Raw genomic sequence first — 16691 nt, 5'->3', positions numbered from 1 at the left:
ATACAATCTCATCGTCATTGATTCTGACATTGATGAGTCCTATTAGCCCCGATTAAATTAAGGCTAGCTGAATATGTTTACGATGAAGAGACAAGGTTTGTGTTCAGCACTATGGCGAAACAAGCAAGAAAAAATGGAGTGTTAAGCGGGTTATGCAAATGAAATTTGACGATATTTACCAGTTTTTCGATAATCCCCCCCCGATATATCTGACCAAAGAGTTAGCGGTTTGTTACGTACTTTCTGTCTTAGCACGGGGAGAATCCTACGGAACAGAGCTAATTCAGTTAATTGAGACAGAATATCCGGCTTATCGTCTTTCAGATACAGTGTTGTACAGTGCTTTAAAGTTTCTGGAAGAAGAACAGGCGATTAGTGGTTATTGGAAAAAGGTAGAAGGGCGAGGTCGTCCGAGAAGAATGTACCGGATTAAACCGGACTGGCGAGATCAAGCGCAGAATTTAGCACGTCTGTGGCATGATTATGCGACCAAAAACCATCATCCGAGCGAATCTTTAACTAACAATCGGGAACCTGTAAAGGAGGTTTCAGAGAGGGCGTAATTTTCAGTAAAGTAAAAGATACTTCTCTGAATTGAGTTTCCTGCATGAGTACGACGATTCTTTTTTCAACTTTCTTGCTGACGGTACTGCTAGCGATCGGGCTATTCTTTTTTATCCGAGCTTCTGTGAAGGATAGAACGGAGGTGATTCAGTTGATATCAAAAGAACCAACTGATTCGCTTTTAGCCCAATTGCAGCAGTATTTTACGCAGAGATCTTACCAGGTCGTCGCTTTAGATGCAGAGCAAAACCAAGTAACTTTTGCCGGATTCGTGCGTCCAAGTTGGTTTTTAGCCATTTTCTTGACCTTCTTGGCGGCATTAGGAATTCTTTGCTTGGTTTTGGTATTAGCGTTTTTGTTTCCCCAGAAAGGTTTAGTTTTTTTGGGTCTAGAACTGTTATCGCCGATAGCAGGGATCTTCTACTGGCAGAAAGCTGGTCGTCAAGAGCAGGTTTCGCTCAAATTGGAAAGTAAAACGGCAGAAAGTACCCAAGAAACTCAGAATTTAATTACTGTCACTGGGCATCGAGATGAATTATCGGTTTTACGAGAAACTTTGGGCTTACAGCAAGCTTCGTAAAGGCAAACGGAATTTCAAGCTTGTGGAGAAACAGTAAGTCTCGTTGGTACTTGTACCAAAAAGCGTGTTTCTGAGAAGCAAGAATCTCCCCCTACACCGCGCAGGCGGTTAACTGTGAGAGTGTCAAAACCCCATTCAAGCCAAGGTTTGAATGGGGTCGATCTAATATTTTCATTGAGTTAATCCGTGACTATTCAAATGAGCCATGAATCTGCCACGAAATTTCTATTGAGTTTTGTTTTCCATCGCCCCATGATGGGCTATTCTGTGGCTTTATGAAAACCGCTGTTAGCCCTACTGATGAACTCTCTACCCGGCACCCGATTTACTATTCAGTTAATTCTGGTTTAGTAAAGGGTGATTGATTTACTTCCTTGATTAAAACCAAGGGAAATCTTAAAGGATGTTCTGAGTCAGGCTGAAGCCATGACTCTCCCCCTGTCTAAGGACTAGGGGTTCTCACCCTCTGATGATTTTTTGGACGGAAAATTTTACCTATTTCCCACCGCTTTTTAAGTTCTCTCTTCAGACTGATGCTGTGGCGAGTTGGGGTTTTTCGCCTGGGTGTTCTAATTCCCGCAAGCTAGGGAACAGGAAATGGTTTTCTTCCACGTACTGCGCCCCAAATAAACCCTTTTCTGCCCAGAAGTACCGATCTGTAGTATGCTCGTTACGTTTCACTAGCAGTAATGCGGGTGGTAAAATTCCTTCGGCTTGAATAAATTTTCGTGCCGCCGTCACAGGTTTTTCTTGCCCACTTTCGATGCTATATTGAGGGACGTGCTCAAGAATCCTCCGGCCTTCTTGGCGACGACGACTTTTCCGCTTCCGTCTCCTTGCCAAGCTACTTACCTCCTCTTTCAGGTACTAATTGTAATGATATTTACAAAACCGTCGAAAGTATATCGGCTTGAGTAAAAAAAATCAAGTTTTATTAACTCATTGATACAAAACAGCAAATCACGACAGTGGATAATTAAAAGTTTTGCTGAAGATGGGCGCAAAAGGTAGAATAATCAGACGCTTTATGCTAGGGGTCTGGGATAGTGCTGGGAGAAACACTCTTGGGAGGGAAGTTTTCTGGAGAAAGGGCTAGAGATGATGGGGGAGAAGTCATAATAAATTTATGTGAAATGAGAGAAACTGCTCTTGGGGCAGTATGATTGCCCGAATTTGGAATATGCGATCTCTTCACACCTGATGCCCAAGAGAAACTAGCTTAAGCTTAGTTAGGGCTGTTTAGTTAGCACAACTATTATTGATTTTATAGGCTGACCGCTATGTTGATGCCTGCCAGTTCAGAATTTGTAACTCTTTGTCAAGCGCAGGTTGATTTGTTAACGCAATCGTTGGGTGCGGCTTTGAGTGTGGTGTATGTGACGGAAGAGTTGGTGGAGGAGAAGGAAACTAAGTTAATTCCGATCGTGGCTTACCCGGAAGCTGGGGTAATTTATTCGGAGAAGCGATCGCTAAGTTTGCTACCTAATGAACTTCAAGGGATGAGTGGTAAGCGGCGCTTACCTTCGGCGGTGGATGATGATGAGGCGATTTTGGGTGAGTGGGCGCGAGATGAGGGGAAGTCTTCTCCGAATCAGGGGAAGGATAATTTTCTCCTGCAACAAAGGCAAATTGTTTTTCCGCTGATACATGATGAAGTGGTGATGGGTTTGTTGGTGACTAGTCGGGGGGATAGGGCGTGGAATGAGGCGGAGAGGAGTCAGATTGAGGAGATTGCTGAGACGATCGCGATCGCTTGTATTTTAGATCAACGTTCGCAATGGTTGGAGCAGAGATTTGCGGAACAACAGCGTTTGCAAGCGCAACAAAATGATTTGTTGCATAATCTTTTACATCAGTTGCGTAATCCTTTGACGGCGTTAAGAACTTTTGGGAAGTTGTTGGTGAAGAGGTTGGGTTTGGATGATAAGAATGGGGAGTTTGCTAATAGTATTTTACGGGAGAGCGATCGAATTCAAGATTTGTTGCAACAGTTCGATCGAGTAATTGATTTAACTGATAATTTGTATCAGCCGTCTGAGGAAGGAATTTTAGGTGATTTGTTAACGATTTCTCCGGTTGATTCGCAGGTGGAAATAGAAAAGGAGAAGCGTGTTAAGCAACCTTTGCTATTGTTACCGGAGTCGGGTTTGATGTCTGTGGTAAGTTTGTCGGCTTGTTCTTTGGTTGAGGTTTTAGATTCAGTTTTGGCGGCGGCTTTTGCGATCGCACAAGAGCGAAATTTAACTTTTAAAGCGGACATTCCTGATAATTTACCAACTATAAAATGTCATACTAAAGCTTTAACGGAAGTTTTAAGTAATATTGTAGATAATGCTTTGAAATATACTCCTTCTGGGGGGAAGATTTTTGTAGAAATTAAACGGAAAGATCCGCCAGATGGTAAGTTTTTAGGCGTGGCGGTTAGTGATAATGGCCCAGGTATTCCTCAACAAGATTTAGAGCATTTGTTTACTAGGGGTTTTCGGGGGGTGCAAGCGAAAACGGAGATTCCTGGGACTGGTTTGGGGTTGGCGATCGCTCAGGAGTTAGTTCAACAAATGCAGGGAAAAATTGAAGTTTTTAGTCCGGCAAAACATCCAGAAATCAAGGAATGCGGCACTACTTTTATTGTCTGGTTACAAGAGTTTAGCAAGTAGTAGGATGCGTTATTAACACATCCTACTAGACTTATCTAAGAACTAAATCGGAATTTAGGGTTAGGGTGAAATCGTTGTTAGGAAATATGGTAATAATTGTAGCTTTTTCTTGATTGCGAAATGTTCCAATTAATTCAGGAGAAGAACCGAAACCAGAGTTTAGTAATACTTCTTGGGAAGCAATAAGTGGATTTCCTGACATAGCTGCAAAAGCAGCTGCGGCGGCTGTACCTAAAGCTGAATTTTTGATTATTCTTTCAACTTTTTGGTTTTTGGAAATTTCGGAAGTTCTTTGAATAATTCTGGAAGTAGCACTAATTTCAATTCTTCTACCATTGGATAAAACTAGCTCTTTCGCAACAAATTGAGCAGTTTTTTGGTCTTGCATTGTAACTAATTCGCCAATAATTTGACTACCCGCAGGAATTAAGTAATAGGCATTAAAATCAGAGATGGTTTTTACTAACTCTAGTTTTAATGGTATTGGTGCTGGTTCATTAGGGGAAACTAAAATTTTTTTAGGCCCATTGTAGTTTACAGAAAGTTTTGTTCCGGCGGGAACTCTTACAGCAATTTGCCTTTGTGATGGTTTTTCTTGTTCTAAGTTAAGATTAGTTTGGGCGAAGTTAGGAGATGGTAAAACTAAAGATATAGTTGCAGCGAAATTAATTGATAAGCCAATTAAGACAGTCTTCGTTAATGTGGATAAACTGCACTTATACATAACTTAGTCACCGAAGAAGTGGTTTTAATGATTGTACTACTAAATTGATTTAGTTAATCATTATTATAAGGGTTTTTAGGTTGAGAGTCGCTAGTTCTGAGCCGTCTAATTATCCAATCAAATCTAGCTCTGGCAAGAGTAATATTTTCTAAAAGATGGGGATGTAGTTGTTCTATTTCTACGTCTTCTGTTTGAGCTTTACCGTAACCTAATTGACTGACTAAACCACGCATTCTTAGAGAAAGTAGAATTGCTAATGAACGATAAAAGCGGGAGGCGAAGCTAATGTCAAATTGCAGCTTTGTGGCTAATTCTCGACGGGGAATAGATAAAACTAAGGATTCTTGTAAAGAGGTGACTGTGGCGGATGGAGGACGAAAATCTATAAAGGACATTTCTCCGACTACTTCACCGCTAGTGAGTATGGCAATTTCTTTACCCCCCAAGGCGGAAATAGAAACTGTTAAAATCCCTTCTAAGAGAATGTAGATTGCATCTACGGGTTTTCCTTCTTCAATAAGTACTGTATTGGCTGTAATTTTTTGCCATTTACTTGTTTGAATTATCCAATCAACGTCGTCATCACTGAGTTCTCCCAAAATTAAGAAAACTTTTTCCATAAAATCAATTCCTGGTATATGGCTAAAGGGATAGTTTAATAATCTCTTAAGCACCCTAATTAAGCAATTAAAAATTGAAAATCTACAATTTCTGATGAAGGGATCGAAAGAGAATAACTCTTTTGGCAATAGAGATAATGCGATTTATCAGCCCGATCGGTGGTAATATATCGCTTTACACGATTATTCACATTAAAGTTTTATTGTATAAGTTTTCCACTTTTCTAGGTAGGGTGTCAATGAAGATTAAATAAAAAAACGATCGCTATAACGAATTGTAGAGCGATCGCTTTTTTGCAAAAACCTGTGCATTTAGATGCCTCTGTTGTACCCTGGATTGTAGTTTGGGTTGTTATAGCCTGGGTCAGTGTAACCCGAACTATAACCTGAGGCACGTCCAAAGGAATTAACGACTAAATCTGAGTTTAATCTAAGATCGAGGTCACTGTTGGGGTCGATGATGACGACTTCATTGGATCTTCTACGGTTGCCTAAAAGTAAACCACCTAGTGTCCCTGTCCCTGTTCCGGCGAGTACTTCTAATGCGTCGATGCGGCGATCGCCTGTAACTCCAGCGATGATAGCAGCAGCGGCGGAACCAACGGCTGCACCTGCTAAGATGCTGGTTAGGTTTGTTCCTTTGCGAACTTCTTGGGTTTCGGTGATGATGTCGGAGGAGGCATTGAGCGATCGGCGTTCTCCACCAGGTAAAATTAAGTCTCTAGCGACAAATTGGGAACCACCTCTTGCTGGTCGTAATTCTCCCACAACTTGACTTCGAGCAGGAATTAAAATTTCCCCATCACGAGAAACAACATCGCTAGCAACAGTCAGAGTTAAATTAGTAGTTTCGTTAGGAGAAACCACTATTTTTTCTGCTGAATCATACCTAACTTGAATTTCAGTTCCTGAAGGTATTCTGTAATCTCTTCTTTGGGTAACTGAATCTCGATATTGTGCTAAAGCAGGAGCAGCAATAAAAATTGGCGCAGTTGCAGAAGCACTCATTCCCAAAGCAATGATGACCGCGGTTGTTGATTTCCAGTTGCGAATTTTAAACATTTTTTAGCACCCTCCTGGGGTTTTTCTGTTGAACTTTATGACGCTGGTTTAAAAGCTTTGTTTCCGAGATTTTTTGATTGATTTAAAAGAAAATTTGTAGTGACTTTCTTTAGGATAACAAGGTTAATAATGAGTCACATCAACCGTTTGGGGTAAGACTATTTACAGATATTTTTTTAAATTGGGAAAGACGTAAGGTGCAAAAATTAGTTCCAACAAATCTATATTTTTTCTTACATTAAAGATAGAATAGTTTTTTTCTTGTACAATTGCTGAGGTTAATTTATGAATCACTGTTGATGGAACCAACGGAAGAACAGTATTTAGTTCTTAATGCCCTAGATACTCTAGCCTTACTCCGAGATTATCGATATGATGAAGATACGGGAATTTTCATCATTATCACTCTCAGTCCAGTTTTACCTTTGGCTATACTAAGACCAAATGGCGAAGTAACCCTTATTGAACCAGTATCAGAATTATGAACAAAGCAAATGAACTGCAAAAGAAGCAGTATGAAAGGATGATGGAACTATCTAATTTAGCAATTGAAAGGCGCAAAGAGTTAGAAGCTGCGGGTGATACTCGGAAGCGCACTGGTAGAAAAGGTGATGATCATTTGACGGAAGAGGAAAGGCAAGAGTTTTTTAATTTAGGACGACAAGTTTTTGGGGTAACTGTTAAAGATGGATTTGTTCATTGTCAGGGTAAGTCTTGGAAATTGCCGGAAAATTCATCTTTGATTAAAAATGAAGTCGAGGCGTAATTTTAGGATGCGATCGTAGTCTAGGTAAATTAATAATATTGAGATTAACAGAGGTAGGAATTTTTATGAAGCTACCGCCGAAATTTTTGGTGCAAATTCTTTCTGCTGCATACAGTATAAAGTCTGGGATATAACTTCTTCGGCCACAGCTTTAACTACATTAATACTAACACTATTACCCAATTGATAATAAGCTTTGTTATCATCAGAATGAAGGATAAAGCTATCTGGAAAACCTTGTAACCTAGCAGCTTCACGGGGAGTAATTCGCCTAACTCGATGATTATGATAAACACCTAATCGATTAGCATCACTAGCAACTAAGGTAACAGAAATTTTCGCTGGATCGAGGAACTTATAAACCTCAAAAGAAAAGTTACCTGCAACAGGTTTATACTTGCCATCTACAAGTTTTAGATATTTTTTATTTACCAGCGATTCTAAGACTTCATCTAGCTGAGGATGGGGAAAAAAACTTGCTATTTGCTCCTTAGTTAATAATTTACCATCTTGATGATTACCAAATTCTTTGTTCCGCCTTTTCAAGATAAATCGATTCATTAACTCGACTTCATCTTGGCTACATTCACCACGCAATCCAATTTCCCAAGAATGAATTGAATTACCACCACGGTAATCAATTAAGCGAACACCATGTAATTGATTTAAATCACCTTTAGTAAAGCGTTTTAAGGCATTAACAAATTTAGGAGAACAATCATATTTAGAATCGGGATTATCTTCTAGAATATCAGCAACAGTAACATTTTTTCGATTACCATAAAACAAAGATAATTGTTCGTAATTATAAGAGTGGGAATCTTTAGGGCCTAAATCAGAAATTAGTGCGAATTTTGGAGCAGTATTTAAAATGCCTAATATGTAAATACGGACGCGGTTTTGTGGTAAATTGAAGTTGGAACTATTGAGGATAAAAGCGTTAAAGCTGTAACCTCTTTTGGTAATTTCATGTTTAATAGTTTCTAAAGTTCTTCCTTTGTCATGGCTATATAGTCCTCGAACATTCTCAAAAATAAAAGCTTTCGGTTTAGAAGTATCAATCAATCTCATTATTTCAAAGAAAAGTGTTCCTCTTGTATCTCCGAATCCTTCTTTTTTGCCAGCGTAAGAGAAAGATTGACAGGGAAATCCAGCTAGTAAAAAATCATGTTCGGGAAGTTCTTTGATTAGCCGAATGTCGCCTAAAGGTTGGCGATCGAAGTTTTTTTGGTAAACTAATTGAGCGTTTGGATTTATTTCGCTACTCAGTAAACATTCAGTTTGGTAGTTTAAGGAATTAGCAGCGTATTCAAAGGCTAATCTCATTCCTCCAATTCCCGAAAATAGGTCGATGAAGCGAATTTTTGGCACGCGTAAGTCCTTGGTATTAGATTTATGCTAATTGATGATATAACAATTGCGATCGCACTCTCTCCATTTCCCAAATTTCTGAGTTCACAGAGGCTTTAAAGCTGATAGCAGAGGAGTTTTTGGAGATGTGCGATCGACAAGTCGAATTTGATTATAATAATTTATTCAATGTAATTCGCAATTTCGGGAATAACGAATTTCAACCACAAATGACTAAATAAATGGTGAGTTAAGCAAAGTTTTTAGTTACTTATCCGCTACATCTGTTACAGATTTGGTTTGGGATATTTTTCAATTTCAGAATTGGGTAATAGTAAGGTGTCTTCGATGTATTGTCGAACTTCTCGGCTAACGTAGCAATCGCTGTTGAGGCATTCTACTAATAATTTATTTGCATCGTAATATTGCTGTAATAATTCTTTTTGCTGTTCGCTGAATTGCCAATCATGACCAATATTGCGATACTTAATCATTATGGCTCTTAATTGTTCAGCCCACTTTTTCCCGTTAGTTTCCCACCATTGTTCATATTGTTGGCACTCTTCTGTATTTGGTAATTGATTTCTCAGCTGTTGAAGTGGACTTTTTAACTGCGGGTTAAGGTTGTTAACGTGATCAAGGTTGCGGATAAGGACGCGATCGCGCATAAGGATGCGGTCATGAACAAACATGAAGTTAAAAAGGCGAACCAGGTCAAGTACACCGACAAGGTTAAAGTCATAAATAAGTTCTACGTCACAGATGGGGTCACACTCACGGGTAAGGTTAAGATTACGGAAAAGGTCATGTACAAGATCGCGCACACGAGTAAGGTCTTGAATGCGGACGAGTTCACGGACACGGACAAGGTTATGAGTAAAGTAAAAAGTTCTAACTGTTACTAGTTTGTAAGGAATATTAACTGAAATAGATTTCTGATTTACCCATATTAAAAATTCCTGCAACTCCTCATCAGCAGCTACCATTACATCAACTTTCTTTTTCATTAAGAGCAACAAATGGTCAGCACTTGGGGACATTCCCAACGCAAGGAAAAATACTTCCCGCCAGCGTTTTGCCATCATGTGTTCAAGCAGATTTTTCAAAGCTACCGCTGAAGACTGTTGAACTGTAATAAACTCTCTAGCAGTGAAATACTCATGAAATGTTAGATGGGAAAAAGAATAAATTCCTTTTGCTCGTTCTACTAATAACCCATGTTGTGCTTCAAGTGATTTCAAAACTCTTTCACTGTCTAATTGTAACGCTTCTGGGTCTGTGCTGGCATCAGGTAAATTGCGGATGTATTCTATAATGTGTTGTTCAGCAACTTTCTGTTTAAAAAAATAATCTGAACGTTCAAATGTATTTAAAGCAATTTTGCTGAGTAAATCTTCCTTGCGCTGAACAGATAGTTTTTTGTAAACTTGATCACGGTAAATTCCTCGTTTAGCATCCCATTTTTTCAATAAAGCATCTATCCCTTCTTTGTAAAGCTCTGAACGATTCGCTGGAAAGTCGCCTGATTCTTCAAATACTAAACATAATAATGTCAGCAGTAATGGATTTGTTGCTAGTTCATAAATTCGACGATTTTCTGCGAGGCGTTGCAGAAATTTATCTGATTTTACAGTTTTATATTTAAACCAGTTGTTTGCAAATGTAGCAATTTGTTCATCATCAAAATCAGCTACTTCTACCTCTGAAAATGTCTCAAATGTATATTCTTTTGCTGCAATACGACAAGTTATAATAAAAAAGTTTCTATAGTATTTATTAGGAAATTTTATCCTAAGCCATGCAGTAATATTAGCTGTTGATTGGCGTTTTTTAGAATATTCTTCCAAGTAATTTTGGTATTCCTGAGAATATTCCGTTTGCTCAATTTTAAATTCATCAGAATATGAATAATTTTCGTAAAAATCACGAATATGATTTACAATTCTATAACTATCCTCTTCTCTTACTTCATCTAAGCCGTCAAGTAAAATTATTGCCCGACCATGTTTAAATAGATAATTTACTTGAGTTGTTGTTACTCCATAAACAGAATATTGTTGACTAATATATTCCATAAAATTTGGTTTATTTTTCGCTTCAGCAAAGTCTTTAAGAGTGATAAAAATTGGTACACGGCCTGGTTGAAAACTTCCCTCAATACACTGGATCGCTAAGTATTTTAAAAAAGTAGTTTTACCTGCACCCGGTTTTCCTAGAATCATTAGCTTAGGATATTTTTCGACTGCTTCTAGTCCGGGGACTCGTTTTTCTTGTATTTTGCCTAATCCAAAGCGTTCAAAATCTTCACAATTATATTCTTGTAGTAGGTCAGCAATTTCTTTGCGCCTGAGTCCAGTAATTTTTTCTAGAATGTTAACCTTTGTATAAATATCATTTAATCCTATGGGTTGAGTCATATCCAGTACGCGCATTGTACCGCAGCGTTCTTGGATGAAGGGTTTTATTTTTTGGCGTACTTCTTGGACTAAGACATCAATATTAATTTTTGATTGTTGATTCTCTTCGATTAACTCATCTTTAACTATTTCGTTCTGTTCCAATTTAAGCTGAGAGCAGATGTCTATAAAACAATCATAATCAATAGGATTACCTTTCAATAAACTCCAAATTGTCTGACGGTGACAACCAACACAACCCGCTAAATAATCCTGTGTCCATTTCTTTTTTTTCAGAGCAGCTTTTATTTTTTTGATTCCTTCCGCAGATGCTTGGAGTGTTCGCCTTGACATAACCACCTAAAAGTTAAACTTTTAAACTTATTATATAAGTTAAATTTTACAACTCTGACAACTCTTACATAAAGTCAAACATTTACTCTGACTACATTCCAAGCTAAGAATGCCAAACTGTAATTGTCCAATTTGCAAGTGATGATTATGGAAACTACACAAACAACCTATAAAGAGCTTTACTTCAATGGTAATTTAGTGCGATTTTTCAAAACAGCAGAAAGTATTATGCTGACTGCTGTAGACTTACTTTCTGCCCTTGAACTTAGCCCATCTATTTCTATAAAAATTCTTGACGAGTTTAAGGGTTTAGCTGCTGTAGATCAAGATGTTAGCGGTCAACTTTACCTTTGGAAACATCAAGTTGTGACAGTAAAGCAAGATGGGTTGTTAGATGTCCTTTATTTTGCTAAAAGGAAGACAGCACTGCAATTTCTAAAATGGTTTTACGAAGAGGCATTACCTTCTATCTAAAACGAATAGAATTCGTAGCTACACAGACGAAACCCGCCTGCGCGGGTTTTTTGTTTATTTTTTAAATTGTGGACTGGTGGGCTTTGTCTAATTGTTTAAAGTAGGGGCGAAGCATTTGGGCGACAAGTTTTGCAACTCACAAAAAATTCTTGTACCCAAATGCTTCGCCCTCCCCCGCAGATAACCTGTATTTACAATCTTTCGCTAAGACAGGGCGAAGCATTCGGATATTCATATTTTGGTTGAGTTGCGTGAATTGTCGCCCGAATGCTTCGCCCCTACAAAATTTTTGTCCGATACGCTATTTCACAATTGCCAAAAGTTTGTGGAGTCGATCGCACCCACCCCACCCAATTTAAAATAGTAAAGTGCCTCATATTCTCCCCAAACTACCAACTAACACCCATGACAAAAACCGAAATCTTACAAGCACTCAAACAACTAAGCAACTCAGAACGCCTTACTATTGCTACAGTTGCTTTGCAGATGGCGCGGGAAGATTGGAAAACTCTCACTCCAGCAGAAAAAGAGCAACAACTTGCTATCTCAGCCCAACTAGCAGTATTAGATTATTTAGAAGATGAAGAACTAACTGCTTTCACTGCTCTGGATGGAGAAGATTTTTATGATTATACAGATGAAGATTTAGCTAATTTAGATTCCCATGCAAAGAAGTGAAGTTTGGTTAGTTAACCTAGCGCCTACTATAGGAGCAGAAATCAGCAAAACTCGCCCTGCTGTTATCGTTAGTAAAGATACAGTGGGAATTTTGCGACTTAAAGTAATTGTTCCTATCACAGATTGGAAAGATGATTTTGCAACTAGAGTCTGGATGGTGCGAGTTGAAACTGACACAGAAAATAATCTCGCAAAAACCTCAGCCGCAGATGCTTTTCAAGTCGGTTCCATATCCCAACAAAGATTTGTTCGTCAGATAGGAACCCTTCCCGAAACAATTATGGAAGAAATTAGCGCCGCCTTAGCAACTGTTCTAAATATTAACTAATAATTTAATTTGCTAGTTACATAGATTGTTGGTTAGATCCCCCTTAACCCCCCTTACCAAGGGGGGAACCGGATTCAAAGTCAAAAAAGGGAACCGGATTCAAAATTCAAAGTCCCCCTTGGTAAGGGGGATTTAGGGGGATCTCAAACTTCTCGGATTCAAAATTCAAAGTCCCCCTTGGTAAGGGGGATTTAGGGGGATCTAAAAAGTCTGGGCTAATAACTAGCAATTTACGTTAATAGTTTTACAATTTAACTATGCAAAAGTGCAAATGTACTGGTATTAATAAATAAAGAAAGGTAGGGCACACAGCCTGCATGATTCCTCTACAACTCTCATTAACAAACTTCCTCAGCTATCGTCAAGCAACCCTGGATTTTCGGGGATTGCATACTGCTTGCATTTGTGGCGCAAATGGGGCGGGAAAATCTTCCCTTTTAGAAGCTATCACTTGGGCGATTTGGGGCGAAAGTCGGGCGGCGACTGAAGATGATGTCATCCACGCTGGCGCGGATGAGGTTCATGTGATTTTTGTTTTTGAACATCAAGAAGTAGTTTATCGCGTTTTACGATCGCGTCGTCGAGGCGGAGGCGCAACATTAGAATTTCAGGTACAAACCCCTACAGGTTATCGCGCTTTAACCGAACGGGGAATGCGTTCAACTCAGCAATTAATTTCCCAACACCTGAGATTAGATTACGATACTTTTATTAATTCCGCTTATTTGCGTCAAGGTCGAGCCGATGAATTTATGCTCAGAAAACCTACCGAACGCAAACAAATTTTAGCAGATTTGTTGAAACTAAGTCAATATGAAGAATTAGCGGAAAAAGCCAAAGATTTGTCCCGTCAATTTAAAGGACAAGCGGATCAAATTCAGCAAGATTTAGACAGAATTAAAATTCAGTTACAGCAGCGAGATGCGATCGCTCAAGAACAAGCAACGGTAGAAGCTCAAGTCAACACTCTCCAACAAGCCCAAGCTGCCGATAATCATGAATTGCAAAGATTACAAGCTCTACAACATCAGCGCCAAACTTGGGAACAACAACTAACTTGGCAACAACAACAATATCAGAATCTCCGGGGAGATATTGAACGACTCCAGCAAGATTTGGCGAGTAGTCAACAGCAACAACAAGAATTAGAAAATCTCCTGAGTCAGGAAGCAGAAATAACTGCGGGTTATGCTCATTTTCAAAACTTACAATCTCAGGAAGAAGCTTTAGCAGGAAAATTTCAAGCGCATCAAAAAGCAGTTGAACAAAAGCGCAAGTTACAAGAACAACAAACCGGGGTAATTAACGAATTAAATCTGCAATTGCGCCAGATACAAACTCAGTTACAAGAGTTAGATAAACAGGAACAACAAAACCAACAAATATTAAATCAAACAGGCGAAGTTGAAGCAGCTTTGGCGAAGTTACAACAAGCACGAATTCGCTTAAATCAATTAGATGAATTGCAATTGCAAGTTAGTCCATTGTTACAGCGTCGTCAACAGTTGCAAAACCAGATCGATCGCACTCATGCTAAACTCAGCGCCAAGTTAGAAGAAATCTCCGCTTCCGCTTACCAATTGCAAGCACAGCAGCAACGTCAACCAAAATTGCAACAAGCAGTCATGGAAGTGGCGACGCAAATCGATCAGTTGGAGAAAAAGCGGGTTTACCAACAGCGTGTGCAGGAGAAAGGTTTAGAAAGACGCAGCTTTATGGAGCGTCTGCAAGAAAATCAACGGGTATGCGAGCAAAAACTCGGAGAATTGCAGCAAAAAATCGATATGTTGCAAAATCCTGACGCTATTTGCCCCTTGTGCGATCGCCCCCTCGACGAACACCATTGGAACAGAGTCGTACACAAAACTCAAAACGAACACCAGGAAATCCAACAGGAGTTTTGGGTAATCCGAGAGCAATTGGCAGTCTGCGAGCGAGAAATTCAGGTATTAAGGGGAGAATATCGCCAATTATCCCAAGAATTAGCACCTTATGAGAATTTACGGGAACAAAGGGGAGAATTGCAAGCTCAACTTCAGGCGACAGGCGACGTACAACAACGTTTGCAACAAATGAGAGCGGAAGTTGAGCAACTTGAGCGATCGCTCGCTACCGGAAATTATGCCACAGAAGTCCAGCAAGAACTGCGCCAACTAGAGCAAGAGTTACAAAACTTGAGCTACGATGAGAAAAACCACGCTTTAGCCCGAAACGAGGTGGAAAGATGGCGTTGGGCGGAAATTAAGCAGGATAGAATCAAAGAAGCGCAACGTCGCCAAACGCAAATTACCGCCAGAAGACCTGAACTTCATGCCGAAATTACCGAAATTCAAAGCAAAATTGAGCAGGAACAAATTGATTCCGAATTATCGCATCAAATTGCCGCAATTAACCAGAAAATAGCTGAAATTGCTTATAAAGAAAGCGATTACAACTCTTTAAGAACAGCGGTGCGTCAAGCGCGAAGTTGGGAAATGCGCTATCAACAATTAGCAGCGGCGCAACAACAATATCCGCAAATTCGCCAACGCTGTCAAGAGTTAGCGGGAGTGTGGGAAGTGCGATCGCAAGACGTAGAAACTGCTAACCTACAAATTAACAATATCGTCCAACAATTACAACAAATTCCCAATACAATCAATGAAATTCAAACATTAGAACAGCAGATGCAATGGCGAAAATTGCAATTAGAAGAACAACTGCGTCAACTGGGAAGTCTGCAACAACAATTACAACATTTGGAAGCCCTAAATCAACAATATCAAACCCAAACTTCCCAATTACAACAAGCAAAACGCCAATATAAAGTGCATAGCTCTTTAGCAGAAGCTTTCGGTAAAAAAGGCATTCAAGCTTACATGATTGAAAACATTTTACCACAATTAGAAGCCGAAACAAACTCTTTATTGGCAAGACTTACAGGGAATCAATTGCACGTTCAATTTGTCACCCAAAGAGCCGGAAAAAGTGGTAGAACATCAAGTAAAAAAGATGTAAAAATGATTGATACTTTGGATATTTTGATTGCAGATGCGCGGGGTACTCGTGCTTACGAAACTTACTCAGGTGGAGAAGCTTTTCGGATTAACTTTTCGATTAGGTTAGCATTAGCAAGACTCCTAGCGCAACGTGCGGGAACAGCTTTACAAATGTTGATTGTAGACGAAGGTTTTGGAACACAGGATCAGGAAGGGTGCGATCGCCTAATTGCGGCGATAAATGCGATCGCCAACGACTTCGCCTGCATCCTCACCGTCACCCACATGCCATACTTCAAAGAAGCCTTCCAAGCGCGAATCGAAGTCAACAAAACTCCCAACGGTTCCCAGTTAAGATTATCGATGTAAATTTTCGGTAAGTTGTGATATAATTAATAATTGTGCCGATATAGCTCAGTGGTAGAGTAGCTGATTCGTAATCAGTTGGTCGTGGGTTCAAATCCCACTATCGGCTTAGTAAAGTCAAGGGTTTGAGCGAATCACTAAACAGTCCCACTACCTAAATCATCTCATATTCCACTAAAAAATCCCACTAAAGTTCCCCACTAATTTAAAACCCTTTCAGGTCGGTTATCAGTTGGTTGGCCTTAGTCCAGTCCCTAGTTGGTTTACTCTGCTCTTGGTAAGTGCCAATAATCTCTTCTATGGCACTTAAACGAGTCTGTAACGCCTTCAGTCTTTCATCTGATGTAGAAGTGTCATCTGGGTAGTAACCATTGCTGATAGCCTTCTGTACGCTGTCTAGGTACTCTTGCTCTCTATCAGTCCCTAAAACCTGTCTGTAACCCTCTGTAAGCTGCTTAGCCAGTTCTAACAATGGTTCAGGAGTCCTAACCATTTGGGTTTTATATGGGGCAGAATTACCGCGACCGCCTTTTCTAATGCTCATAAACCTGTATACAACTATTCCACTATCACGATACCTGTATACACCTTTAGAGTCAATACCTGTATACAACTTTAATCATTAGTTTATTTGTACTACCTTAAAACCTTTAGGTTCTTCCGTACTTACTGTGCTAAATTATTAAGGAAGTGTGAACAGATGTAGGATATGAAGAATAGCTTATTAACTAAGTTGCTAAATTTACCAGAAGTTATAGTAGAGTCGAGCCAAGAAACAGAAGATACATTGATTT

Annotated in this window: 16 protein-coding genes, 1 tRNA gene and 1 pseudogene; 11 read left to right on the top strand and 7 right to left on the bottom strand. The window is 39.4% G+C overall.

Going from position 1 to position 16691, the window contains the following annotated elements; genetic code table 11:
- The first annotated feature begins 158 nt into the window (after positions 1–158).
- The 3 genes and pseudogenes from ACE1B6_RS18065 to ACE1B6_RS30135 form a co-directional block, all read left to right on the top strand.
- A complete protein-coding gene (locus ACE1B6_RS18065; protein WP_413258646.1) occupies positions 159–563 on the top strand; it encodes a PadR family transcriptional regulator in 405 nt (134 codons plus the stop codon).
- A gap of 44 nt (positions 564–607) precedes the next feature.
- Positions 608–1144 (top strand): cofactor assembly of complex C subunit B, encoded by a 537-nt coding sequence (locus ACE1B6_RS18060; protein ID WP_413258645.1) that lies wholly within the window; start codon positions 608–610, stop codon positions 1142–1144.
- Between the two features lie 3 nt (positions 1145–1147).
- A pseudogene (locus ACE1B6_RS30135) lies at positions 1148–1327 on the top strand (hypothetical protein); the annotation flags it as partial.
- 342 nt (positions 1328–1669) lie between these two features.
- On the opposite strand, the gene ACE1B6_RS18055 reads toward ACE1B6_RS30135, so the two are convergent.
- Positions 1670–1987, bottom strand: a complete 318-nt coding sequence (locus tag ACE1B6_RS18055; protein WP_413258644.1) for a DUF3155 domain-containing protein — start codon at positions 1985–1987, stop codon at positions 1670–1672.
- Positions 1988–2430: 443 nt separating this feature from the next.
- Between ACE1B6_RS18055 and ACE1B6_RS18050 the strand changes: the two genes are divergently transcribed.
- Positions 2431–3801, top strand: a complete 1371-nt coding sequence (locus ACE1B6_RS18050) for a sensor histidine kinase (RefSeq protein ID WP_413258643.1) — start codon at positions 2431–2433, stop codon at positions 3799–3801.
- A gap of 31 nt (positions 3802–3832) precedes the next feature.
- Here ACE1B6_RS18050 and ACE1B6_RS18045 read toward each other — a convergent pair whose 3' ends face one another.
- The 3 genes from ACE1B6_RS18045 to ACE1B6_RS18035 form a co-directional block, all read right to left on the bottom strand.
- Positions 3833–4525 (bottom strand): hypothetical protein, encoded by a 693-nt coding sequence (locus tag ACE1B6_RS18045; RefSeq protein ID WP_413258642.1) that lies wholly within the window; start codon positions 4523–4525, stop codon positions 3833–3835.
- 53 nt (positions 4526–4578) lie between these two features.
- Complete coding sequence (locus ACE1B6_RS18040) at positions 4579–5145, bottom strand: cyclic nucleotide-binding domain-containing protein (protein WP_413258641.1); 567 nt, start codon at positions 5143–5145, stop codon at positions 4579–4581.
- A 312-nt stretch (positions 5146–5457) separates the two neighbouring features.
- Positions 5458–6207 (bottom strand): hypothetical protein, encoded by a 750-nt coding sequence (locus ACE1B6_RS18035; protein WP_413258640.1) that lies wholly within the window; start codon positions 6205–6207, stop codon positions 5458–5460.
- Between the two features lie 299 nt (positions 6208–6506).
- On the opposite strand from ACE1B6_RS18035, the gene ACE1B6_RS18030 reads away from it, so the two are divergent.
- Positions 6507–6692 (top strand): hypothetical protein, encoded by a 186-nt coding sequence (locus ACE1B6_RS18030; RefSeq protein ID WP_413258639.1) that lies wholly within the window; start codon positions 6507–6509, stop codon positions 6690–6692.
- Positions 6689–6973 (top strand): hypothetical protein, encoded by a 285-nt coding sequence (locus ACE1B6_RS18025; protein ID WP_413258638.1) that lies wholly within the window; start codon positions 6689–6691, stop codon positions 6971–6973. The genes ACE1B6_RS18030 and ACE1B6_RS18025 overlap by 4 nt, the downstream gene beginning before the upstream one ends.
- A 63-nt stretch (positions 6974–7036) precedes the next feature.
- Here ACE1B6_RS18025 and dcm read toward each other — a convergent pair whose 3' ends face one another.
- Positions 7037–8344, bottom strand: coding sequence for a DNA (cytosine-5-)-methyltransferase (dcm, locus tag ACE1B6_RS18020; protein WP_413258637.1), 1308 nt, complete (start codon positions 8342–8344; stop codon positions 7037–7039).
- Between the two features lie 266 nt (positions 8345–8610).
- Positions 8611–11073, bottom strand: coding sequence for an NACHT domain-containing protein (locus ACE1B6_RS18015; protein WP_413258636.1), 2463 nt, complete (start codon positions 11071–11073; stop codon positions 8611–8613).
- A gap of 147 nt (positions 11074–11220) precedes the next feature.
- Between ACE1B6_RS18015 and ACE1B6_RS18010 the strand changes: the two genes are divergently transcribed.
- The 5 genes from ACE1B6_RS18010 (at position 11221) to ACE1B6_RS17990 (ending at position 16006) form a co-directional block, all read left to right on the top strand.
- On the top strand, positions 11221–11547 hold the full coding sequence (locus tag ACE1B6_RS18010; RefSeq protein WP_413258635.1) for a hypothetical protein: 327 nt from the start codon (positions 11221–11223) through the stop codon (positions 11545–11547).
- A gap of 405 nt (positions 11548–11952) precedes the next feature.
- A complete protein-coding gene (locus tag ACE1B6_RS18005) occupies positions 11953–12225 on the top strand; it encodes a hypothetical protein (protein WP_413258634.1) in 273 nt (90 codons plus the stop codon).
- Positions 12212–12553 carry a type II toxin-antitoxin system PemK/MazF family toxin gene (locus ACE1B6_RS18000; RefSeq protein WP_413258633.1) on the top strand — a complete coding sequence of 114 codons (342 nt, stop codon included), beginning with the start codon at positions 12212–12214 and terminating at the stop codon, positions 12551–12553. Before ACE1B6_RS18005 ends, ACE1B6_RS18000 begins: the two co-directional genes overlap by 14 nt.
- Positions 12554–12870: 317 nt before the next feature.
- Complete coding sequence (gene sbcC, locus ACE1B6_RS17995; RefSeq protein ID WP_413258632.1) at positions 12871–15900, top strand: exonuclease subunit SbcC; 3030 nt, start codon at positions 12871–12873, stop codon at positions 15898–15900.
- Positions 15901–15934: 34 nt separating this feature from the next.
- Positions 15935–16006, top strand: a tRNA-Thr gene (locus ACE1B6_RS17990).
- Positions 16007–16102: 96 nt separating this feature from the next.
- On the opposite strand, the gene ACE1B6_RS17985 is transcribed toward ACE1B6_RS17990, so the two are convergent.
- A complete protein-coding gene (locus tag ACE1B6_RS17985; RefSeq protein ID WP_413258631.1) occupies positions 16103–16441 on the bottom strand; it encodes a hypothetical protein in 339 nt (112 codons plus the stop codon).
- Positions 16442–16691 lie beyond the last annotated feature (250 nt).

Source organism: Floridaenema fluviatile BLCC-F154 (assembly GCF_041929135.1).
GTDB classification, from domain to species: Bacteria; Cyanobacteriota; Cyanobacteriia; order Cyanobacteriales; family Aerosakkonemataceae; genus Floridanema; species Floridanema fluviatile.
This window is presented reverse-complemented; position numbering and strand designations above follow the sequence as displayed.